Below are 22,903 nucleotides of genomic sequence, written 5' to 3' on the forward strand. Positions count from 1 at the left end.
CTTATGACTGACGGCCAGCACGCTTGAGCGTTTCACTCGGCAGCTCTTTGAACAGCGCGCGATAACTGCTGGAAAACCGACCCAAATGCCAGAACGACCATTGCATCGCCACTTCGGCCACAGTGGTTTCCGTGGCCGAACGACTGAGCAGTTCGCGGTGAGCACTGTTGAGGCGGCGCAGGCGCAGCCAATGGGTCGGCGTCATGCCGGTGTACGCCTTGAAGGCGTGCTGCAACTGACGCAGCGACACCCCGGCGACCTGGGACAGTTCCAGCAAATTCAAGGTTTCTTCCGGGGAATCGGCCGCCCATTCGCCGATACGCTTCATCACCGCCCGCTCTTCGGCGCGACGCTGCAAACCGCCGCGGTCCAGGCAGACACAGGCGTTGTCGAGGATGTACAGACAGTCTTCCAGCAACTGCTGGGTCAACGCCTCTTTGCTCGGCGGATCGAGGGTCTGCGCCAGACGGGTCAAGGTTCCGCTCAACCAGCGACTGAACAGCGCGTTCTGCTCCGAGTTCAACGGTGCCATGAACAGCCCTTCGAGTCGGGCGACATTCAGCCCGTGCCGTTGAACGAACTCAGGCCCGAACACCACGGCGATTTCCTGATAGTTCTCCGGCGTGATCCAGATGTTGCGGCTTTCTTCATTCAACACGTACAGCGCGTTGTCGCTGCGATCGAAACAGAACGCCAGTGAACCCTCGGGCGCGCTGAAATTCTGTTCGACCCGGGTGTTCATGTGTTCCTCGTAGATCTCTACGCCTTGCAGGTCCAGATACCGCACCCGCCCGGCAAAATGCCCCGGCGACATCTGCTGGTAATGCTGGACCCATCCCGGCGTGGCGCGGATTTGCTCGGCGACATCGGCGGTGTTGAACGCTTGGACCTGTAATGGATTGCACGTTGTCATGGGTGACCTTACGCACTCGTTTGGTGCGTTTTGGTGCTGCTGAAAGTGGATAGATGGAACGTCAAGGCTCGCCCAAGATAGTCGTCAACGCGTCCCAGGGGAAGTGTGTGGCGGATGAAACCACCCTCCCCGGCGTTAATAAAACCAATAACGAGGTCTTTATGAATGTCCCTTTCGATCAGCTGCTCACGTGGCTGAAAGATCACAAGATTACCGAAGTCGAGTGTGTCGTCAGTGACCTGACCGGCATTGCACGCGGCAAGATTGCACCCACCAACAAGTTCCTGCATGAGCGAGGCATGCGCCTGCCGGAAAGTGTGCTGTTGCAAACGGTAACCGGGGACTTTGTCGACGACGACATCTACTACGACCTGCTCGACCCGGCCGACATCGACATGGTGTGCAAGCCCGTTTCAGACGCGGTCTACGTGATCCCATGGGCCATCGAGCCTACCGCGATCGTGATCCATGACACCTTCGACAAATTTGGCAACCCGATCGAACTGTCGCCGCGCAACGTGCTGAAGAAAGTCCTGCAGCTTTACACCGATAAGGGCTGGAAACCGATTGTCGCGCCGGAAATGGAGTTCTACCTGACCCAGCGTTGCGAAGACCCGGACTTGCCGCTCAAGGCGCCGCTGGGCCGTTCGGGCCGGGCCGAAAGCGGTCGACAGTCGTTTTCCATCGACGCGGCCAACGAATTCGACCCACTGTTTGAAGACGTCTACGACTGGTGCGAATTGCAGGGCCTGGACCTCGACACGCTGATCCACGAAGACGGCCCGGCGCAGATGGAAATCAACTTCCGTCACGGCGACGCGCTGGACCTGGCCGACCAGATCACCGTGTTCAAACGCACCATGCGCGAGGCGGCGCTCAAGCACAACGTCGCGGCGACGTTCATGGCCAAGCCGATCGGCGATGAGCCGGGCAGCGCCATGCACATCCACCAGAGTGTGGTGGACATCGCCACCGGTCAGCCGATCTTCGCCAATGCCGACGGGCAGATGAGCGAGCTGTTCCTGCACTACATTGGCGGCCTGCAGAAATACATCCCCAAAGTACTGCCGATGTTTGCGCCCAACGTGAACTCGTTCCGCCGCTTCCTGCCCGACACCTCCGCACCGGTGAACGTCGAATGGGGCGAGGAGAACCGCACCGTGGGCCTGCGTGTGCCGACCTCCAGCCCCGAGGCGATGCGCGTGGAAAACCGCTTGCCGGGCGCGGATGCCAACCCGTACCTGGCCATCGCCGCCAGCCTGTTGTGCGGCTACCTCGGCATGGTCGAGCGCATCGAGCCGAGCGCTGCGGTGCAGGGCCGGGCCTATGAGCGACGCAACCTGCGTTTGCCGATCACCATCGAAGACGCGCTGACGCAGATGGAAGAATGCGAAACCATCGGGCGTTATCTGGGTGACAAGTTTGTCCGCGGTTATGTCGCGGTCAAGCGCGCGGAGCACGAGAACTTCAAGCGAGTGATCAGTTCGTGGGAGCGGGAGTTTTTGTTGCTCAGCGTCTGAGCCCTGCACACATCTCCTGTGGGAGTGAGCCTGCTCTCGATGGCGTCGGCACAGCCAACCTCTGTATCGATTGGCCCACCGCTATCGCCAGCAGGCTGGCTCCCACAGGAATAGCGAAACACCTGAATAACCCAATAATTCCAAGAGGTGTCGATATGCGTCTATTGAAATCCGTGGTCCCGGTCGCGCTGGCCATGCTGGTCAGCTCCGTTGCACAGGCCCAGCCGACCGTCAGCGTCTACAACTGGACCGATTACATCGGCGAAACCACCCTCGCCGACTTCCAGGCGAAAACCGGGATCAAGGTGATCTACGACGTCTTCGATTCCAACGAAACCCTTGAGGGCAAACTGCTCGCCGGCCGCACCGGGTATGACGTGGTGGTGCCGTCCAACCACTTCCTCGCCCGCCAGGTTAAGGCCGGCGCGTTCCTCAAACTGGATCGCGCGCAGTTGCCGAACTTCAAGAACCTCGACCCGAAACTGCTGGCACTGCTGGAGAAGAACGACCCGGGCAACGAACACTCCGTGCCGTATCTGTGGGGCACCAACGGCATCGGTTACAACGTCGACAAGGTCAAACAAGTGCTGGGCATCGATCACATCGACTCCTGGGCCGTATTGTTCGAGCCGGAAAACATCAAGAAACTCAGTCAGTGCGGCGTGTCGATGATGGACTCGGCGGACGAAGTGTTCCCCGCCATCCTCAACTACATGGGCATGGACCCACGCAGCGAGAACCCGGAAGACTTCAAGAAAGCCGAAGCCAAGCTGTTGAGCATCCGCCCTTACATCACCTACTTCCACTCGTCCAAGTACGTATCGGACCTGGCCAACGGCGACATCTGCGTGGCCTTCGGTTACTCGGGTGATGTGTTCCAGGCCGCCAACCGCGCCAAGGAGGCCAGGAACGGCGTGAACATCGCTTACGCGATCCCCAAGGAAGGCAGTAATCTGTGGTTCGATTTGCTGGCGATTCCCGCCGATGCCAGCAACCCGAAAGAGGCTCACGCCTTCATCAATTACCTGCTGGACCCGCAAGTCATCGCCAACGTCAGCGCCTCCGTCGGTTACGCCAATCCGAACCCCGCCGCCAAGCAATACATGGACGCTGAACTGGTCAACAATCCCGAGGTTTACCCGCCTCAGACCGTGCTCGACAAACTCTATATCTCGACCACCCCGCCCCAGGCCATCATGCGTTTGATGACCCGTTCCTGGAGCAAAGTGAAGTCCAACAAATGAACCCGTACAGCAACGAACATGCGCGCTCCTATTACGCCGCGTCGGCCAATGCGCTGGCGCCGTTCCCCGCCTTGACCGAAGACCTTGTGGCTGATGTCTGCGTGATCGGCGGCGGGTTTACCGGGGTCAACACCGCCATCGAACTGGCGCAGCGTGGGCTCTCGGTGATTCTGCTGGAGGCCCGACGGATCGGCTGGGGCGCCAGCGGGCGCAACGGGGGGCAGCTGATTCGCGGCATCGGGCATGACGTCAGTGGATTCACCAAGCATGTCGGTCACGAAGGCGTTCGCTACCTTGAGCGCGCCGGGATCGAATCGGTGGAACTCGTGGGCAAGCGCATCCGTGAGCACAATATTGATTGCGACCTGCGCTGGGGTTTTTGCGAACTGGCGAACACTCAGGCGCAATTCACGGCGTTCAAGGCTGAACGGGAAAGCCTGGCCGAGTCAGGTTACGCCCATGAAACCCGGCTGGTCGGGCCGGAGCAGATCCGAGAGCAAGTGGTCAATTCAGGCGTGTATGCCGGTGGCCTGGTCGACATGGGCTCGGGGCACTTGCACCCGCTGAACCTGGTGCTGGGCGAAGCGCGGCTGGCGCAATCGCTCGGGGTGCAGATCTTCGAGCAGAGCCCGGTGCTGGAACTGATCCATGGCAGCACGGTGCAGGTTCGTTGTGCCGGCGGCACGGTGCGTGCCGGCAGTCTGGTGCTGGCGTGCAATGCGCATCTGGACGAACTGGAACCGAAACTCAGCGGCAAGGTGCTGCCGGCGGGCAGCTACATCATCGCCACAGAACCATTGGCGCCTGAGGTTGCCGCGCAATTGATCCCGCAGAACCTGGCGCTGTGCGACCAGAAAGTCGGCCTGGATTACTACCGGCTCTCGGCGGACCGGCGCTTGCTGTTCGGCGGTGCCTGTCATTATTCCGGTCGCGATCCTGCAGACATCGCCGCTTACATGCGCCCGCAAATGCTCAAGGTGTTCCCGCAACTGGCCGATGTGCGCATTGATTATCAGTGGGGCGGCAAGATTGGCATCACGGCCAATCGCTTTCCGCAGGTCGGGCGCCTGCGCCAGCACCCGAACGTGTTTTATGCCCAGGGTTACTCCGGCCACGGGCTGAACGTGACTCACTGGTGCGCAAAACTGCTGGGCGAAGTGATTCATGCCGGGCACAGCCAAGGCTTCGACGTGTTCAGCGCCGTGCCGCACATGACCTTTCCCGGTGGCCCGATGCTGCGTTCGCCGTTGCTGGCTCTCGGTATGTTCTGGTATCGGCTGCGTGAAATCCTCGGCTGAAACCGGAGCACAGACCTCACACAAAACCTGTGGCGAGGGTATTTATCCCCGTTGGGTCGCGAAGCGGCCCCTGCATTCTTTCAGGTATCCCCCGGAAGCAGGTTTAGCGACGGCTTCGCCGCCGAACGGGGATAAATCCCCTCGCCACAAATGTTGATCTTCGCCCTCCGTTGACTCGCCAAATTGCCTTTCGATTTGCTCATTCGCAACGCACTTCTATATTGAGGAGGTGCTCTGACTTTCCTGTGTCCTGGCGAGTGCGGCCTATGGCTACGACTGACCAACTGATCATCTGCGAGCACTGCGACTGCGTGTATCAAAAAGTCACGCTCGCCAAACATCAGAAAACCCTGTGTACGCGCTGCGGTGGTGTGCTTCAGCGTTATAACGGCCTGACGGTGGAGCAGCGGCTAGCGTTGACCGTGACGGCATTGATGCTGTGGATTTTCGCCAATTTCTATCCGGTGATGAGCATCAGCCTTAAAGGCTTGAAAAACAGCGCAACGCTGTGGGATTCCATAATGGCCCTGACGCTGGGCCCGATTACCTTCATCGCCCTGGTGGCCGCCATTTCCATGATCATTGCGCCGATTTTCCAGTTGCTGCTGTTGATCTGGGTCTTGAGCTTCGCCCTCACCTCCCGTCGCTCACCGGGTTTCAGATTCTGCATGCGCTGGCTGGAAACCCTGCGGCCCTGGAGCATGCTGGAAGTCTGCCTGCTGGGGGCGATGGTCGCGGTGATCAAGCTCGCCGGGTTGCTCGACGTGCTGCCCGGCATCGGACTGTTCGCCCTGGCCATTCTCAGCCTGATGATGATCCGCATTGCCGGGCGCGATATACGTGAACTGTGGGATGTTTTATGACCACGCCTCCGGTCGCGAGCGAACTCAACCTGTGCCTTTGCCACAGCTGCGGCCTGGCCTGTGACATGACCGGCGAACCCCAAGAATGCGAGCGTTGCGGTGCACCGCTGCATCGGCGCAAGCCCAACGCACTGACCCGCACCTGGGCCTACCTGCTGACTTCGCTGGTGTTTTACATCCCGGCCAATGTGTTGCCGGTGATGAACACCAAAATGGTTGGCGCCGGCGCCGACAGCACCATCATGGGCGGTGTGCTGGATTTCTGGCAGCACGGCGCCTGGGACATTGCCCTGATCATTTTCATCGCCAGTATCGCGGTGCCGGGCGTCAAATTCGTCGCTCTGACGCTCCTGCTGGTGACCGTTCAGCGCGACAGCCAATGGGCGCGCAAGGAGCGGTCGAAAATGTACCGCTTCGTCGAGCTCATCGGTTATTGGTCGATGCTCGACGTGATCGTGGTGGCCCTGGTGGCTTCACTGGTCAAGTTTCAAGCCCTGGCCGATATCGAACCCCGCGTGGGCATTCTCTTCTTTGGCCTGGTCGTGGTGTTCACCATGCTCTCGGCCATGAGTTTTGACCCGCGTTTGATCTGGGACCAACACCATTCGAATCACGAGGAGGTCATGGATGAAGTCGCAAGCCACTGACGGGCCGCAAGCTCCCGGGCAGGCCCCGATCAAGACCCGTCGTTTCAGCGTGTCCTTGGTATGGATAGTCCCGATTATCGCGGTGCTGGTAGGTATTTCGCTGGTGGTGCACAGCATCCTGCAGGAAGGACCGACCATCACCGTCACATTCAAGACCGGCAGCGGCCTGACCGCCAACAAGACCGAGGTCAAATACCGTAACGTGGTGATCGGGCAAGTCTCCGAGGTAGAACTGAGCAACGACCAGAAAAGCGTCAACGCCACCATCAAACTGGCCAAGCAGGCGGAAAGTTTCACCCGCGAAGACTCGCAATTCTGGGTGGTGCGGCCCCGAATCGGCGCGGGCGGCGTGTCGGGTATCGATACGCTGCTGTCCGGGGACTACATTGGCGCCGACATTGGCCAGGCCAATGCGCGGTCGAAGAACTTCAAAGGCCTGGAAAATCCGCCGCCGATCACTTATGGCGAGCCGGGCAAGCGCTTCATGCTGAACACCCCGGACCTGGGTTCGCTGGACATCGGCTCGCCGGTTTACTACCGCAAGATTCCGGTCGGCCAAGTCGTCGCTTACACCCTGGATGCCGACGGCAAAGGGGTGAACATCGAAGTCTTCATTCACTCACCCAACGATGCCTTCGTCACCGAAAACACCCGTTTCTGGAACGCCAGCGGGATTGATGTGAATGTCGGCGCCAACGGTTTTGCAGTGAAGACCGAGTCGCTGTCCGCCATATTGGTGGGCGGCATCGCCTTCCGCGCCCCGGAGTACAGCCCCAACGATAAACCGGCCACCGAGGAAAAAGCCTTCGAGCTCTTCGAAGACCAGCAAACCGCCCTCGCCCCGCCCAGCGGCAAGGCGCAATACCTGAGTTTGCGTTTCGACCAGGCATTGCGTGGGCTGAAGGTCGGTGCGCCGGTGGAATTCCTTGGCATCGAGTTCGGCACAGTGGTGTCGGTCAATCTGGATTTCGATGCAAAAAAGCGCAGCTTTCCGGTCAACGTCGGCATCGTTATCTACCCGCAACGGCTCGGTCAGGCTCACGCCAAAATGCTTGAGGCGTTGAAGCACGACCCCAATGACGAAGCCGCCGGTGTCAGGCTTATGGGCTCCTTCATCGAAAACGGCCTGCGGGCTCAGGCCCGAAGCGGCAACCTGTTGACCGGTCAGCTCTATATAGCGCTCGACTTCTACCCTAAGGCAGAGAAAGTCGTGTTCGATCCAACCGCTCGGCCTGTGTCCATCCCGACCATTCCCGGCAGCCTTGAACAGTTGCAGGAAAAACTCGAAAGCATGGTCAACAAAATCAACGATCTGCCCATCGGACGCATTGCCGGCAACCTCGACAGCAACCTCGTCGAGCTGCGCAAAGGCCTCGCGCAATTCAACGCCAAGACCTTGCCCGGCGTGCAAACCACCCTGGCGGACGTCAGCAAGACCCTGCAATCGGCCAGCTCGACACTTGCCGAGGACTCGCCGCAACGCGAGCAATTGACCCAGACCCTGGAGGAACTCGGACGCATGTCGCGCTCCTTGCGTGAGCTCTCGGATTACCTGGGCCGGCATCCGGAATCGCTGATTCGCGGTCGCCCCGATAACGCCGCGCCGATGGACTTGAAGGCACCGCCGCGCAACTGACCAACAGGAGCAACACCCATGGTTTCCTCGCTGAAGATGACGTTGGTCACTGCGCTATTGCTGCTCGCCGCGTGCCGCAGTGAGCCGATCCAGTTCCATACCCTGACGCCGGCGCAACTGAGCGGGACGGCGCGCGCCAACGGCGGGGAAATCCTGATCGAAGGCCTCAGCGTGCCGCCGCAGGTCGATCGTCCGCAGATCGTCATTCGTCAGGGCAACAGTGGCCTGGCGATTCTAGAGACCGAGTGGTGGGCTGCGAGCCTGGTGGATGAGTTGCGCAGCGCCTTGGCCGATCAACTGGCCAACAGCAATCCCCAGCGCAAAGTGTCGGTGCGCGTGGAGGTTCAGCGCTTTGATTCGGTTCCTGGTCAATACGCGCTGATGGACGTCAAATGGCGCCTGCGCAGTCCCGGCGAAGGCGATACCACGCTGGTCAGCTGCCGAAGTACGTTGCAAACACCTTCAGGGCCGTCCATCGACGACTTGGTCATTGCCCAGCAGAACAACGTCAAACGCCTGGCCGCGTTGATCAGCCAGGCGGCAGCCGGATCGCAAAAAGGGTGTCCGGCATCGCAATGAATTGACGTTTTTTTCTCATTCATCCCCTTACATTTGGCACCGTCTCAAACCTGCAAATGATTCGTATTGACCTACAATCATTGACGACCCAACGGTCTGTCCAGCGTGCACGAATCTTAAAATCACGGAGCCGCCACTGCATGAATCGCCCTGTCCCCTCTTTCCTGAAAGCCGCCTTGCTGGCCGCCGCCCTGTTCGGTGCAGGTCACGTTTACTCAGCCGATGCCGACGGTATCATGGTCTACAACGCCCAGCATGAAAGCCTGACCAAAGCCTGGATCGAGGGCTTTACCAAGGAAACCGGAATCAAGGTCACAGTGCGCAATGGCGACGACACGGAAATGGGCAATCAGATCGTGCAGGAAGGCGCAGCCTCCCCGGCTGACGTGTTTCTGACCGAAAACTCCCCGGCCATGGTGCTGGTGGATAACGCGGGGCTGTTTACGCCCGTAGCGCCAACCACTCTGGAACAAGTCGACGCGGCCTACCGTCCGGCGCATGGCAAGTGGGTGGGCATCGCCGCGCGCTCGACTGTGTTTGTCTATAACCCGGGCAAACTGCCCGAAGCCGAGTTGCCAAAGTCACTGATGGATCTCGCCGATCCGAAATGGAAAGGTCGCTGGGCGGCGTCACCGGCCGGCGCGGACTTCCAGGCCATTGTCGCCGCGGTGCTGGAACTCAAGGGCGAAGCCGCCACTCTCGAGTGGCTCAAGGGGATGAAAACCAACTTCACCGCGTATCGGGGCAACAGCTCCGTGTTGAAAGCAGTGAATGCCGGGCAGATCGACAGCGGTGTGATTTACCACTATTACCGCTTCGGTGATCAGGCCCGGACCGGCGAAAACAGCAAGGACACTGCCCTGCATTACTTCAAACATCAGGACCCGGGCGCGTTTGTCAGCATTTCCGGTGGCGGCGTCCTGGCGTCCAGCCAACATAAGGAACAGGCCCAGGCGTTTCTGAAATGGATCACCGGCAAGGATGGCCAGGCCATCCTCAAGACCGGCAATTCGTTTGAATACGCGGTCGGCAAGAACGCGCAATCCAACCCAAAACTGGTGCCCCTGCAGCAGCTCGACGCGCCGAAAGTCGACGCCTCGAAACTCGACAGCAAAAAAGCCGTTGAGCTGATGACACAGGCCGGACTGCTCTAATTGATGCCTGAAACATTACCGGCGGTCGTCGCTGAGGCGATACCCGCACATTTGCGCCGCCGCTCTCGCGGAGTGTTCGTGGGTCGCGGCGGTGCATGGGTGATCGGTTTGTCGGTGCTGGTTTCGCTGCTGGCGCTGCTGCCAATCGCTTTTGTCATCGGCGTGTCCGTGCAAACCGGCTGGACAACCTTGCTCGCACTGGTGTTTCGGCCACGGGTCGGCGAGCTGTTCATCAACACCGTATTGCTGGTGCTGATCACGATTCCCCTGTGCGTCGCGCTGGGCGTGACACTCGCCTGGCTGACCGAGCGCAGCGATCTGCCGGGGCGGCGCTGGTGGTCGTTGCTGGCGACCGCGCCGCTGGCGGTCCCGGCATTCGTTCACAGCTATGCCTGGGTCAGTCTGGTGCCGCCGATTCACGGGCTGTTTGCCGGGGTTCTGGTGTCGGTCATCGCCTACTTCCCGTTCCTCTACTTGCCGATTGCGGCGACGTTGCGTCGCCTCGATCCGGCCATCGAAGATGTCGCGCAATCGATGGGGCTCAAACCTTGGGCGGTGTTTTTTCGCGTGGTGCTGCCGCAGCTGCGTCTGGCCATTTGCGGAGGCGCCTTGTTGGTCGGGCTGCACCTGCTCGCCGAATACGGCCTGTACGCGATGATCCGCTTCGACACCTTCACCACAGCGATCTTCGATCAGTTCAAATCCACCTTCAACGGGCCAGCCGCGAACATGCTGGCGGGTGTGCTCGCGCTGTGTTGCCTGGCGATGCTGACCGTCGAATCGGCGGCGCGTGGCAATGCGCGGTATGCCCGCGTCGGTTCCGGGAGCGCCCGCGAACAGCAGGTCGTACGCCTGAAAAAGTTGCCGACCGTTCTCGCGCTGACCTTGCTGTTGGTGACCTGCGCCCTCGCGCTCGGGGTGCCGTTGATCACCTTGGGCAAGTGGCTGATCGCCGGTGGCTCGCAGGTCTGGCAGATGGCCGAGCTGATGCCGGCACTGCAACAGACGCTGCTGCTTGGGGTTGCCGGCGCGGCCCTCACCACCTGCGCGGCGATTCCGATTGCGTGGCTGTCGATCCGCTCGCCGGGTCGGCTGCAACGGATCCTCGAAAGCTGCAACTACATCACTAGTTCGTTGCCGGGCATTGTGGTCGCCCTGGCGTTGGTGACGGTCACGGTGCATTTCGCCCGGCCGATTTATCAGACCACGATTACCGTGTTGCTTGCGTACCTGCTGATGTTTTTACCCCGTGCGCTGGTGAGTTTGCGGGCGGGCATCGCTCAGGCGCCGGTTGAGCTGGAGAACATCGCCCGCAGTCTCGGTCGCTCTCCCGGTCGTGCGTTGTGGTTGATTACCCTGCGCCTCGCCGCGCCCGGTGCTGCTGCGGGTGCCGCGCTGGTGTTCCTGGCGATCACCAATGAATTGACCGCCACCCTGCTGCTCGCCCCGAACGGCACGCGCACGCTGGCGACCGGGTTCTGGGCGTTGACCAGCGAGATCGACTACGCCGCCGCTGCGCCTTATGCCTTGCTGATGATCCTGCTGTCACTTCCGTTGACCGGGCTCCTCTATCACCAATCCAAACGAACGGCTGGCCGATGAACGCTCTTGAACTGCATTCGATCTGCAAATCCTATGGCGCGCATCGCGCCCTGGAAAACATCAGCCTGACGGTGCCCACGGGTAGTCGCACGGTGATCGTCGGGCCTTCCGGTTCGGGTAAAACCACCTTGCTGCGCATGATCGCCGGTTTCGAGTTTCCGGACTCGGGCCGCCTGACGTTCAATGGCCAGACGTTGGTGGACGACACCCACGAAGTCCCGGCGCATCAACGTCAGATCGGTTATGTCCCGCAGGACGGCGCCCTGTTTCCGCACATGACCGTGGCCGCCAACATCGGTTTCGGCCTGTCGACCAAGGGCGCCATCAAACACGAGCGTATTGCCGAACTGATGGACAGCGTGGCACTGGATTCCAGCATGGCCAATCGTTGGCCCCATGAGCTTTCCGGCGGCCAACAACAACGTGTGGCACTGGCGCGAGCGCTGGCGCAACAGCCGCGCCTGATGTTGCTGGACGAGCCATTTTCCGCGCTCGATACCGGCTTGCGCGCCGCCATGCGCAAACTGGTGGCGCGGTTGCTGGCGGACGCCGGTGTCACCACCATTCTGGTCACCCATGACCAGAGTGAAGCGCTGTCGTTTGCCGATCAGCTTGCGGTCATGCGTGAGGGGCGTGTGGTGCAGTCCGGTCATCCGCTGGACCTTTACCGCTATCCCGGTGACGAACAAACCGCAATGTTCCTCGGCGATGCCGTGGTCATGCCGGCCCGGATCGAAGCCGGCTGGGCGCATTGCGATCTCGGGCGGATCCCGGTCAACAATCATCGCAACAACCACTGTGCGCAGATCATGCTGCGGCCCGAGCAGTTGCAACTGGTCGGTATCGTTTCCAGCTCGGTCGAGACCGCCGGTTGTCGAGCCGTGGTGACCGAGCGCGATTTCAGCGGCAATACCTGCACATTGACCGTGGAACTGGAACCTCTGTCATCCACCGACCTGCCCGGTCGGTCATTGATGGTGCGCAGTTCGGGCCTGTACGCGCCACCGACCGGCAGTGCGGTTCACGTCTCGACCATCGGCCACGCCCATGTGTTGAGTGAATCTTAAAGGTCGAAGCGGTCTATCGCCCGCCGCCGCTCATTGTCATCGCGCACGTCGTAGTTGGCTGTCGTCTGGATATTGCTGTGATGGGCAAGTTTCTGCGCAATCGACAAGTCATGTTCCTCGATCACCCGGGTAATGAACGAGCGCCGAAAGTCATGGGGCATGATTTTCACCCCGACCTGCGCGCCGCGTTGCCGGGCGATGTAATAGATCGCGTGTTTGGTGATGCGCTCACGGGTGATGTGGCTGCCGCGGCGGATGCGATTGAACAGGAACGCATCATCCACCTCGCCTTCCTTGAGTTGCGAGCGTCGTAGCTCCAGCCAGGCATCCAGTTTGGCGAACGCCCAGGCCGGTGCGTATTTGATCAGCTGTTTGTTGCCTTTGGCGGTCACCCGCAGGCTGCGTTCGGTGAAATCCACCTGATCTAGGTCGAGGTTCACCGACTCTGATTTGCGCATGCCCGAACCGTACAGAATCCCGATGATCGCCGCGTCCCGCAGGCCTTGTGGCCGTGGATCGGCGGCACAGACTGCCATCATTTCCTGGATCAGCGAGCGGCGCAGATTGCGTCCCTGGGACAACCGTGTGCCGCCAATGCCCTTGACCGAGCGCATCTTCAGCAAGTGTTCCTGGCTGATCAGGCTCATGCGCCACGCTTCATTCATCACCCCGCGCACGGCGTTGACGTACAGCGAAGACGTGTTGGGCGCGTAGCCGTCCGCGCGCAACGCCGCCACCAGCGCGATCACATCCTCGGGCTGCAACTGGTGCCAGGGAATCTCCTCGACATTCATGTCTTCGAAGCCCAGGCGGTCGGCGGCGTCCTGCAACACATAACGCATGGTCAGTTGGCTGGACGGCGCCAGTCGCGCCAGATACAGGGGCATCGGATTGGTCTTTGCAGCAGTTGAATCAGTAACAGGTAAGTCAATCAAAACAAAACGGCCTTGAGTGGAAACAGATCAATAAAACAACTAAGGATTGAAACATTCTTCATATAAAGCGGGACACTTCTGCAGGACTTTTCTACTAAAGAGCGCGATGAACGGCAGAAGCCTGAACATTGGCTTAATAACGTTCAGATAAACGATTCCATCGCCGTTTTTTGATGTTCCTTTCACAAAAACCGGCCTAACCTCATCTCTACCCGGCGGGCCTCGATAGGCTCCCAACCTGCCGGCCATGGCTGCAAAAGTCAAATAAGGCTCGTGCCCGACAGGTCACTAAACCATTGAAATCCCGTTTATTTCGGTACTTCCCCCGAAGGACGGCCTACGCCCCGAGGTTTTCCATGAGTGAGGCTTTTCTCCCCTTCTCCCGCCCCAGTATCGGCGATGAAGAAATAGCCGCCGTAGAGCAAGTATTGCGCTCCGGGTGGATCACTACCGGGCCGAAAAACCAGCAACTCGAAGAACACTTCGCCAACTATGTTGGCTGCCGCCATGCCGTGGCGTTGTCCTCGGCTACCGGCGCCATGCATGTCACGTTATTGGCCTTGGGCATCGGACCCGGCGACGAAGTCATCACGCCATCCCAGACCTGGGTTTCCACCGCCAACATGATCTGCCTGCTGGGCGCGACGCCGGTGTTTGTCGACGTCGACCGCGACACGCTGATGAGCAGCGTCGAACACATCGAAGCGGCCATCACCCCACGCACTCGGGCAATCATTCCGGTGCACTACGCCGGCGCGGCATTCGATCTCGATGCGCTTTACGCCTTGGCCGACAAACACGGCATCCCGGTGATCGAAGATGCTGCCCATGCGGCGGGCACCTTCTACAAAAACCGTCACGTCGGCGCGAAAGGCACGGCGATCTTCTCGTTCCACGCGATCAAGAACATGACCTGCGCCGAGGGTGCGATGTTCGTCAGCGACGATGAGGCGCTGGCCAACCGGGTGCGCATGCTCAAGTTTCACGGGCTCGGCGTCGATGCCTATGACCGCATGACCCACGGCCGCAAACCCCAGGCCCAGGTGATCGAACCGGGGTTCAAATACAACCTGGCCGACATCAATGCCGCCATCGCCCTGGTGCAACTGGAACGCCTGGATGAGATCAATGCCAAGCGTTCCGCGCTGGCCAGACGCTATTTGCAGCGTCTGGAAGGCTCGCCGGTGCAACCGCTGGCGATTCCGGTTTACCCGCAGCAGCACGCCTGGCACCTGTTCATCCTGCGCATCGATGCCGAGCGCTGCGGACTCGACCGTGAAGCGTTCATGCACGCCCTGCAGGCGCGGAACATCGGCACCGGCATCCACTTCATCGCCACCCACTTGCACACCTGGTACCGCCAGCGCTTCCCCAACATCTACCTGCCCAACACCGAATGGAACTCGGCACGCCTGTGCTCGATCCCGTTGTTCCCCGACATGACCACCGAGGACGTCGACCGTGTCGTCAGCGCCATCGAACTCACACTGGACACACGCCTGTGAAACCTTACCCGATCCGTTGTGTGTCGATCGTCATCCCGGTCTACAACGAGCAGGACAGCCTGCCCGAATTGCTCAGGCGCACCGAAGCGGCGTGCCAGCAACTGCACCACGACTACGAAATCGTGTTGGTCGACGACGGCAGCCGCGACAATTCCGCGCAGATCCTCGAAGAGGCCGCCAGTCGCGATTGCAGCCCGGTGGTGGCGGTCATTCTCAACCGCAATTACGGCCAGCACGCGGCAATCATGGCCGGTTTCGAGCAGTGCAAGGGCGATGTCGTCATCACCCTCGATGCCGATCTGCAAAACCCGCCCGAAGAGATTCCTCGCCTGGTGGCCCAGGCTGAGCTTGGCTATGACGTGGTCGCCACGGTACGTAGCAACCGTCAGGATTCGGCCCTGCGCCGTTGGCCGTCGAAGCTGATCAACCTCGCCGTGCAGCGTTCCACCGGCGTCGCCATGAGTGATTACGGCTGCATGCTCCGCGCCTATCGTCGATCGATTGTCGACGCGATGCTCGCCTGCCGCGAGCGCAGCACCTTCATCCCTATCCTCGCCAACAGCTTCGCCCGGCACACCACGGAAATCCTGGTGACTCACGCCGAGCGCGAACACGGCGAATCGAAGTACAGCCCCATGCGCCTGATCAACCTGATGTTCGACCTGATCACTTGCATGACCACCACGCCGTTGCGGTTGTTGAGCATTGTCGGCTTCGCCATGGCCGGGCTCGGCGTGGCGTTTGCCACCGTGCTGATTGTCTTGCGGCTGGTGTTCGGCGCCAGTTGGGCCGGTGACGGGATGTTCGTGCTGTTCGCCGTGCTGTTCGTGTTCACCGGCGGCCAGTTCATCGGCATGGGCCTGCTGGGCGAATACCTGGGGCGCATGTACAGCGATGTCCGTGCGCGTCCGCGGTTTTTCATCGAAAAAGTCCTTCGCAGCCAGCCCGCCACACCCGTTCCCGTCATCACCGTTGACGGCCTCAATTCCACTTCTTCAGATCAGGTTCTCTCATGAGCGCAAAAGCAGTTGTTTTCGCCTATCACGATATTGGCTGTACCGGTATCGAAACCCTGCTCGACAGCGGTTATGAGATTGCTGCCGTGTTCACCCACGCCGATGATCCCAAGGAGAACGCTTTCTACGCCTCCGTTGCACAACTGTGCGCACGCCGGGGCATTGCGGTGCATGCCCCAGAAGACGTCAACCATCCGCTGTGGATCGAGCGCATCAGCCAGCTCAACCCCGATTACCTGTTCTCGTTCTACTACCGCCAGCTGCTGAGCGAACCGCTGCTGGCCACCGCACGCAAAGGCGCGTTCAACCTGCACGGTTCGTTGCTGCCACGCTATCGCGGTCGTGCTCCGGCCAATTGGGTGCTGGTCAACGGCGAAAGCGAAACCGGCGTGACCCTGCACCGCATGGTCAAGCGCGCCGATGCCGGTGCCATCCTCGCCCAGAAGAAGGTTGGAATCGAGCGCAGCGACACCGCGCTGAGCCTGCACGGCAAACTGCGCGGGGCCGCTACCGACCTGTTACGCGACACCTTGCCCGCGCTGCTCGCCGGCAAGGTCAGTGAAACGCCGCAAGACGAATCCCAGGCCACGACGTTCGGTCGCCGCACGCCCGCCGACGGCAAACTGATCTGGCAAAAACCGGCAGAAGAACTGTTCAACCTGGTGCGCGCCGTCACCCAACCTTATCCCGGCGCGTTCTGCGCGGTGGGCGAACACAAGCTGGTTGTCTGGAGCGCCGAAGTGGTCAAGGGCAACGAAGGCCAGATGCCGGGGCGGCTCATCAGCGTCGATCCATTGCGCATCGCCTGCGGCGAAGATTCGCTGGTGATCAGCGCCGGTCAGCGCAACGACAACGGCTTGTACCTGAGCGGGCCGCAACTGGCCGGCGAACTCGGTCTGGTCGACGGTTCCGTGCTGCGAGGTGCCGAATCCGCACGCACGCCACGCCGCACACGCGTGCTGATCCTCGGCGTCAACGGTTTCATCGGCAATCACTTGTCCGAGCGTTTGCTGCGCGATGACCGCTACGAGGTCTACGGGCTCGACATCGGCTCCGATGCCATCTCGCGTTTGCGCAGCCATCCGAATTTCCATTTCGTCGAAGGCGATATCAGCATCCATTCCGAGTGGATCGAGTACCACATCAAGAAGTGCGACGTGATCCTGCCGCTGGTCGCGATCGCCACGCCCATCGAGTACACCCGCAACCCGTTGCGCGTGTTCGAGCTGGATTTCGAAGAGAACCTCAAGCTGGTTCGCTACTGCGTCAAATACCACAAGCGGGTGATCTTCCCGTCGACGTCGGAAGTCTATGGCATGTGCCAGGACGACAAATTCGACGAGGACACATCCAGCCTGGTGGTCGGGCCGATCAACAAGCAACGCTGGATCTACTCGACTTCCAAGCAACTGCTCGACCGGGTGATCTGGGCTTATGGCCAGAAAGGCCTGAACTTCACCCTGTTCCGCCCCTTCAACTGGATGGGGCCGCGCCTCGACCGTCTGGACTCGGCTCGCATCGGCAGCTCCCGAGCGATCACGCAACTGATCCTCAATCTGGTGGAAGGCACGCCGATTCGCCTGTTCGACGGCGGTGAGCAAAAACGCTGCTTCACTGACATTGCCGACGGCGTGGAAGCGCTGGCGCGGATCATCGACAACCGCAACGATGCCTGCAACGGCCAGATCATCAACATCGGCAACCCGGACAACGAAGCGAGCATCCGCCAGTTGGGCGAAGAGCTGCTGCGTCAGTTCGAAGCGCACCCGCTGCGCCACAATTTCCCGCCATTCGCCGGGTTCCGCGACGTCGAAAGCAAGGCGTTCTACGGTGCGGGTTACCAGGACGTGTCCCACCGCAAACCGAGTATCGACAACGCCAAGCGCTTGCTGGACTGGACGCCGACCGTGGAGATGAGTGAAACCATCGGCAACACGCTGGATTTCTTCTTGCGTGAAGCCCTGCTCGAAATCGCGGACAACGTTTGATGAAAGCGGGCCTCCGGATTGATGTCGACACCTACCGAGGCACTCGTGAGGGCGTGCCGCGATTGCTGGAAATGCTTGATGAGGCCCAGGTCAAAGCGACGTTTTTTTTCAGCGTCGGGCCGGACAACATGGGGCGGCACCTGTGGCGCCTGATCCGCCCGCAGTTTCTCTGGAAGATGCTGCGCTCCAACGCCGCCGGACTGTACGGCTGGGACATTCTGCTGGCCGGCACCGCGTGGCCGGGCAAGCCGATCGGCCGCGATCTCGGGCATTTGATGCGGCAAACCCGGGCGGCCGGGCATGAAGTCGGTCTGCATGCCTGGGATCACCACGGCTGGCAGGCCAATGTCGGACGCTGGAGCGACGCACAGCTGATCGAGCAGATACGTCAGGGCGTGGACACGCTGAGCGACATCCTCGGACAAAAAATCGACTGCTCGGCGGCGGCGGGTTGGCGGGCGGACGAGCGTGTGATCGAAGCCAAGCAGGGTTTCGGTTTTCGCTACAACAGCGATTGTCGTGGCCGCAGTCTGTTCCGGCCGACATTGGCCGATGGTGGTCTGGGCGCGCCCCAGATCCCGGTGGACCTGCCCACCTTCGATGAAGTGGTCTGCCCGGCCGTCGCGGCCGAGGATTTCAACGGGTTCATTCTTGAACGATTCACGGCGCAAAACCTCAACGTCTACACGGTCCACGCCGAAGTGGAAGGGATTCTGATGGCCCACGATTTCCGTCAACTGCTGGCCGATGCGCGTCAGCGCGATATCCGTTTTCAGCCTTTGGGTGATTTGCTGCCCGAAACACTGGACACCTTGCCCGGTGGCCGGGTGGTGCGCGGCGCGCTCGACGGTCGCGAAGGCTGGCTGGGAGTGCAAGGCGTATGAGCAAACGCTGGGCATTGCCGTTGTTGCTGGGCCTTTGTCTGTTGGCTTATCTGCTGCCGATGGGCAGCCACGGTTTGTGGATTCCGGACGAAACCCGCTACGCGCAAATCAGCCAGGGCATGCTCTTGAGCGGCGACTGGGTTTCGCCGCATTTCATGGGCCTGCGCTACTTCGAAAAACCGGTGGCCGGTTACTGGATGATCGCCCTCAGTCAGGCGGTGTTTGGCAACAACCTGTTCGGCGTGCGTTTCGTTTCGGCCCTCAGCACCGGGCTCAGCGTGATGCTGTGTTACCTGATTGCCCGCCGGCTCTGGAACGAGCCGCGCAAGAGTTTTGCCTGCGCGCTGTTGTACATGAGTTTTACCGTGGTGGCCGGGCAAGCGGGTTACGCCAACCTCGATCCGCAATTTACCTTTTGGGTCAACCTGAGCCTGGTGGCTTTGTGGTTTGCCCTGGACAGCGTCAGCCGTGGCCGGCGCCTGATCGGTTGGGCGTTGCTGGGCCTGGCGTGTGGCATGGGGTTCCTGACCAAGGGATTTCTGGCCTGGCTGTTGCCGGTACTGATCGCACTGCCGTGGATGATCTGGCAAAGACGCTGGCGCGAGTTGTTGCGCTACGGCGCGGTGGCGATAGCCGTGGCCATCGCCGTGAGCCTGCCATGGGCCTTGGCGGTGCATGCGCAGGAGCCCGATTACTGGCGGTTCTTCTTCTGGCACGAACACATCCGCCGTTTCGCCGGTGACGATGCGCAGCATGACGCGCCGTGGTGGTTCTACCTGCCAATGCTGGTGGCGTTCAGTCTGCCGTGGGCCGCGTTATTGCCGTCGGCACTGAAGCAGGCGTGGCAAACACGTGGTCAGGCCAGCATCGGCTTTCTGCTGCTGTGGTTGCTGATGCCGATGCTGTTTTTCAGCCTGAGCAACGGCAAGTTGCCGACCTACATCCTGCCGTGCCTGTTGCCCCTGGCCTTGTTGCTGGGCAACGCACTGGCGGATCGCCTGCGGCTGGAGCAAGGCCTGGCGTTGGGCATCAATGGCTTGCTCAACCTCCTTCTGGGCCTGACCACCCTGCTCGCCCTTGTCTATCTGCAACTGAAAAAACCCCTGTACGACCACGAACTGCACAGCCTCGTGCTGGTGTTTATAGGCCTGATCGGCTGGATCATGGCCAACCTGCTGCAAGCGTTCCGACCGTTGCAATGCTGGGCGGCGCCGGCCTTCGGCAGTCTGTTGCTGATCGGTGTTCTACCGGCGGCGATGCCCGAAGCGGTGGTGGCCAACAAGATGCCCGACCAGTTCGTCCTCGAGCATGCACAGGAACTCGGCCAGGCCGAAACACTGCTGAGCAACGATCTGGGCGCCGCTTCGGCCCTGGCCTGGCGCCTGAAACGCCCGGACGTGGCGTTGTACAACACGATAGGCGAATTGAAATATGGCCTCGCTTATCCTGACGGCGCGCAGCAGCGCGTCGACCCCGATCGCGTGCTGCAGTGGATGCGCGACGCCCGCCGGAACGGTTCGGTGGGCGTGCTGATGCGGGTCAAAGGGGAGGACGAGCTGCGTGAAATCGAACACTTGCCCAAGGATGGCAAACGCTATGAACAAGGCAACCTTGTGATTCTGATTTTTCCTCAGGGTGCGTCATGAGCCTGTTGCTGGTGTTGGCAGCCTGCCTGCTCACCGGCCTGGGCCAGATCGCCCAGAAATACGCCGTGGAGCACTGGCGCGGCCGGTCATCGGCTTGGGGCGAGAAACTGCGCTCGCCATGGTTGTGGCTGGCAATCGCAGCGTTGGGCGCGGGCTTGCTGGTGTGGCTGCTGGTGTTGCAACGCCTTGAAGTCGGCGTCGCGTACCCGATGCTGAGTCTGAATTTCGTGCTGATTACCCTGATCGCCCGCTTCGTCTTCCACGAACCCATCGACCGCCGTCACTGGTTGGGCGTGGCGCTGGTGATGGGCGGCGTGATTTTGCTGGGACTGCACACATGAGCCTGCGCCGTGGCCTCACCTTCGCCCTCGGCAGCGTGCTGCTGGGCAGCGCCGCGCAGCTGGGCATGCGCTGGAGCATGACGCGCCTGCCGTCACCGGAACACTGGCAGACAGCCCCGATTGATCCGACCGCTGTGGTCGTGGTGCTGGTCGCCATCCTCGCCTATGCCCTGTCGATGTTCAGCTGGCTCGCCGCCCTGCGCGATGTGCCACTGGGCCGGGCTTACTCGCTGTTGAGCATCAGCTACGCGCTGGTGTACCTGCTCGCCGTCGCGCTGCCGGCGTTCAACGAAGAATTCAGCCTTTCCAAAAGCCTCGGGGTGGCCCTGGTCATCCTCGGCGTCATCACCATCAACTCTCGACCTGCTCATGCGTCCAACCTCAGGAGTGACCTATGAAAATCAGTGTGTTTGGTAGCGGTTACGTGGGCCTGGTGCAGGCCGCTGTGCTGGCAGAAGTCGGCCACGACGTGGTCTGCATGGACATCGACGAGAAAAAAGTCGAGTTGCTGCAACAGGGCCACGTGAGCATTTTCGAACCGGGGCTCGCCAGCCTCGTGCGCGAAAGCCTCGACGCCAGGCGACTGCAGTTCACCACCGATGAAAAGTTCGCCGTGCAACACGGCCAAGTGCTGTTCATCGCGGTGGGCACGCCGTCCCGGGACGATGGCTCGGCGGACCTGCGCTACGTACTGTCGGTGGGCGAAGCGGTGGCCCGTCATCGCGAACACCCGGTGATTCTGGTGGAGAAATCCACCGTTCCCGTGGGCACCGGCGATACCTTGCGCGCACACATCGACAAGTGCCTGATCAAGGTCGGGCGGTTGTTGCAGTTCGAGATCGTCTCCAACCCGGAGTTTCTGAAAGAAGGCTCGGCCGTGGCCGATTGCCGGCGCCCGGACCGTATCGTCATCGGCTGCGAAAGCGATGAGGTGCGCGACGTCATGCGCGATCTTTACGCACCGTTCAACCGCAACCATGACCGGATCATGTTCATGGACCTGCGCAGTGCCGAACTGACCAAATACGCGGCCAACTGCATGCTCGCAACCAAGATCAGCTTCATCAACCAGATCGCTGAACTGGCCGAGCACCTTGGCGCCGACATCGAATCGGTGCGCCTGGGCATCGGCGCGGATTCGCGCATCGGCTATCACTTCATCTACCCCGGCTGCGGTTACGGCGGTTCGTGTTTTCCCAAAGACATGCGCGCCCTGATCCACAGCGCCGAAGAAGCGCATTGCTCCAGTGACCTGCTGCAAGCGGTGGAAGCAATCAACCAGCGGCAGAAACACAAGCTGTTCGAACGCATCAACGCGTTCTACAAGGGCGATCTGCGCGGCAAGACGTTCGCCGTGTGGGGCCTCGCGTTCAAACCCAACACCGATGACATGCGCGACGCACCAAGTCGCGTGCTGCTCGAATCGCTGTGGGCCGCCGGCGCCAGCGTGCGCGCGTTCGATCCGGAAGCGATGCAGGAAACCCAGCATTTGTACCCCGACGAAGCAAAGCTGATGCTCATGGGCACCCCGGAATCGGTGCTCGCCGGCGCCGATGCGTTGATCATCTGCACCGAGTGGCAGCAGTTCAAGGCACCGGATTTCAACCTGATCCAGCAACGGCTCAAAGCCCCGGTGATTTTTGACGGACGCAACCTGTACGACGCCGATCGCCTGGCGCGCAACGGATTCATGTACTTCCCGATGGGGCGCGGCGACTCGCGCAAGCTGCCGATTCCGTATCAGCAATGGCCGGTGGCTTCCGACGTCGCTTGATCGTTAACTCGCCGAGCATTTGTCAGCAGTCCCTGGGGGTAGGGCTGCTGGCACTGGTGTTGTTCAGTACCGGGGTTTGTCAGACACATCCTGCGTTTTACGCCCTCGATACAGCGCAGTCCCGCGCCCGCCCTACAGCCCCCTCCTACAACCATGTGTCAGTGGTCCGCACCTGACCGTAGATTACAACTTAACGGACTCGCCCTACGCCAAATAGCGATTCGTCTGACATTCATCAATGAGCCGATCCACGCAAAGTCCCGAGTCTTGAAATAGACACAAGGAAATGTG

General features: G+C 60.8%; 20 protein-coding genes. 18 read left to right on the top strand and 2 right to left on the bottom strand.

Annotated elements, in window-relative coordinates; translation table 11 throughout:
• Position 1: 1 nt before the first annotated feature.
• Entirely contained in the window at positions 2-913 is a 912-nt protein-coding gene (locus ACM6I5_RS12175; protein ID WP_017339013.1) for a helix-turn-helix domain-containing protein, read from the bottom strand.
• A 161-nt stretch (positions 914-1,074) separates the two neighbouring features.
• Between ACM6I5_RS12175 and ACM6I5_RS12180 the strand changes: the two genes are divergently transcribed.
• The 10 genes from ACM6I5_RS12180 to ACM6I5_RS12225 all read left to right on the top strand — a co-directional run bounded on the left by ACM6I5_RS12180 (position 1,075) and on the right by ACM6I5_RS12225 (position 12,523).
• Complete coding sequence (locus ACM6I5_RS12180) at positions 1,075-2,433, top strand: glutamine synthetase family protein (protein ID WP_017339014.1); 1,359 nt, start codon at positions 1,075-1,077, stop codon at positions 2,431-2,433.
• A gap of 155 nt (positions 2,434-2,588) precedes the next feature.
• Positions 2,589-3,677 carry a polyamine ABC transporter substrate-binding protein gene (locus ACM6I5_RS12185; protein ID WP_414883912.1) on the top strand — a complete coding sequence of 363 codons (1,089 nt, stop codon included), beginning with the start codon at positions 2,589-2,591 and terminating at the stop codon, positions 3,675-3,677.
• A complete protein-coding gene (locus ACM6I5_RS12190; protein WP_414883913.1) occupies positions 3,674-4,975 on the top strand; it encodes an NAD(P)/FAD-dependent oxidoreductase in 1,302 nt (433 codons plus the stop codon). The genes ACM6I5_RS12185 and ACM6I5_RS12190 overlap by 4 nt, the downstream gene beginning before the upstream one ends.
• Positions 4,976-5,241: 266 nt before the next feature.
• A complete protein-coding gene (locus tag ACM6I5_RS12195) occupies positions 5,242-5,838 on the top strand; it encodes a paraquat-inducible protein A (protein ID WP_017339017.1) in 597 nt (198 codons plus the stop codon).
• Positions 5,835-6,485 (top strand): paraquat-inducible protein A, encoded by a 651-nt coding sequence (locus ACM6I5_RS12200; protein WP_017339018.1) that lies wholly within the window; start codon positions 5,835-5,837, stop codon positions 6,483-6,485. Before ACM6I5_RS12195 ends, ACM6I5_RS12200 begins: the two co-directional genes overlap by 4 nt.
• A complete protein-coding gene (locus tag ACM6I5_RS12205; protein ID WP_017339019.1) occupies positions 6,466-8,121 on the top strand; it encodes an intermembrane transport protein PqiB in 1,656 nt (551 codons plus the stop codon). The genes ACM6I5_RS12200 and ACM6I5_RS12205 overlap by 20 nt, the downstream gene beginning before the upstream one ends.
• A gap of 18 nt (positions 8,122-8,139) precedes the next feature.
• Positions 8,140-8,700 carry a membrane integrity-associated transporter subunit PqiC gene (locus ACM6I5_RS12210; RefSeq protein ID WP_414883914.1) on the top strand — a complete coding sequence of 187 codons (561 nt, stop codon included), beginning with the start codon at positions 8,140-8,142 and terminating at the stop codon, positions 8,698-8,700.
• A 140-nt stretch (positions 8,701-8,840) separates the two neighbouring features.
• Positions 8,841-9,854, top strand: coding sequence for an iron ABC transporter substrate-binding protein (locus ACM6I5_RS12215; protein WP_414883915.1), 1,014 nt, complete (start codon positions 8,841-8,843; stop codon positions 9,852-9,854).
• A gap of 3 nt (positions 9,855-9,857) precedes the next feature.
• Positions 9,858-11,456, top strand: a complete 1,599-nt coding sequence (locus ACM6I5_RS12220; protein ID WP_031318954.1) for an ABC transporter permease — start codon at positions 9,858-9,860, stop codon at positions 11,454-11,456.
• Complete coding sequence (locus tag ACM6I5_RS12225; protein ID WP_017339023.1) at positions 11,453-12,523, top strand: ABC transporter ATP-binding protein; 1,071 nt, start codon at positions 11,453-11,455, stop codon at positions 12,521-12,523. The genes ACM6I5_RS12220 and ACM6I5_RS12225 overlap by 4 nt, the downstream gene beginning before the upstream one ends.
• Here the strand turns inward: ACM6I5_RS12225 and xerC are convergent.
• Positions 12,520-13,410: a site-specific integrase gene (gene xerC / locus ACM6I5_RS12230; protein WP_414880383.1), complete on the bottom strand. Its 891-nt coding sequence runs from the start codon at positions 13,408-13,410 to the stop codon at positions 12,520-12,522. The genes ACM6I5_RS12225 and xerC overlap by 4 nt on opposite strands.
• A 404-nt stretch (positions 13,411-13,814) precedes the next feature.
• Here xerC and arnB point away from each other — a divergent pair, with 404 nt between their 5' ends.
• The 8 genes from arnB to ACM6I5_RS12270 are packed head-to-tail and all read left to right on the top strand — an operon-like array spanning position 13,815 to position 22,612.
• Positions 13,815-14,963 (top strand): UDP-4-amino-4-deoxy-L-arabinose aminotransferase, encoded by a 1,149-nt coding sequence (gene arnB / locus ACM6I5_RS12235; protein WP_414883916.1) that lies wholly within the window; start codon positions 13,815-13,817, stop codon positions 14,961-14,963.
• Positions 14,960-15,979, top strand: coding sequence for an undecaprenyl-phosphate 4-deoxy-4-formamido-L-arabinose transferase (arnC, locus tag ACM6I5_RS12240; protein WP_017339026.1), 1,020 nt, complete (start codon positions 14,960-14,962; stop codon positions 15,977-15,979). The genes arnB and arnC overlap by 4 nt, the downstream gene beginning before the upstream one ends.
• The gene (gene arnA, locus ACM6I5_RS12245) at positions 15,976-17,967 is read left to right on the top strand and encodes a bifunctional UDP-4-amino-4-deoxy-L-arabinose formyltransferase/UDP-glucuronic acid oxidase ArnA (RefSeq protein ID WP_414883917.1); all 1,992 of its coding nucleotides are present in this window, start codon (positions 15,976-15,978) and stop codon (positions 17,965-17,967) included. The genes arnC and arnA overlap by 4 nt, the downstream gene beginning before the upstream one ends.
• A complete protein-coding gene (gene arnD, locus ACM6I5_RS12250; RefSeq protein ID WP_414883918.1) occupies positions 17,967-18,851 on the top strand; it encodes a 4-deoxy-4-formamido-L-arabinose-phosphoundecaprenol deformylase in 885 nt (294 codons plus the stop codon). Before arnA ends, arnD begins: the two co-directional genes overlap by 1 nt.
• On the top strand, positions 18,848-20,497 hold the full coding sequence (arnT, locus tag ACM6I5_RS12255) for a lipid IV(A) 4-amino-4-deoxy-L-arabinosyltransferase (protein WP_414883919.1): 1,650 nt from the start codon (positions 18,848-18,850) through the stop codon (positions 20,495-20,497). Before arnD ends, arnT begins: the two co-directional genes overlap by 4 nt.
• Positions 20,494-20,838 (top strand): 4-amino-4-deoxy-L-arabinose-phosphoundecaprenol flippase subunit ArnE, encoded by a 345-nt coding sequence (gene arnE / locus ACM6I5_RS12260; RefSeq protein WP_017339030.1) that lies wholly within the window; start codon positions 20,494-20,496, stop codon positions 20,836-20,838. The genes arnT and arnE overlap by 4 nt, the downstream gene beginning before the upstream one ends.
• On the top strand, positions 20,835-21,236 hold the full coding sequence (arnF, locus tag ACM6I5_RS12265; protein WP_414880376.1) for a 4-amino-4-deoxy-L-arabinose-phosphoundecaprenol flippase subunit ArnF: 402 nt from the start codon (positions 20,835-20,837) through the stop codon (positions 21,234-21,236). Before arnE ends, arnF begins: the two co-directional genes overlap by 4 nt.
• Positions 21,233-22,612: a UDP-glucose dehydrogenase family protein gene (locus tag ACM6I5_RS12270; RefSeq protein WP_017339032.1), complete on the top strand. Its 1,380-nt coding sequence runs from the start codon at positions 21,233-21,235 to the stop codon at positions 22,610-22,612. Before arnF ends, ACM6I5_RS12270 begins: the two co-directional genes overlap by 4 nt.
• The last annotated feature ends 291 nt before the right edge of the window (positions 22,613-22,903 follow it).

It is taken from the genome of Pseudomonas sp. IT-P171 (assembly GCF_949767765.1).
GTDB classification, from domain to species: domain Bacteria; phylum Pseudomonadota; class Gammaproteobacteria; order Pseudomonadales; family Pseudomonadaceae; genus Aquipseudomonas; species Aquipseudomonas fluorescens_B.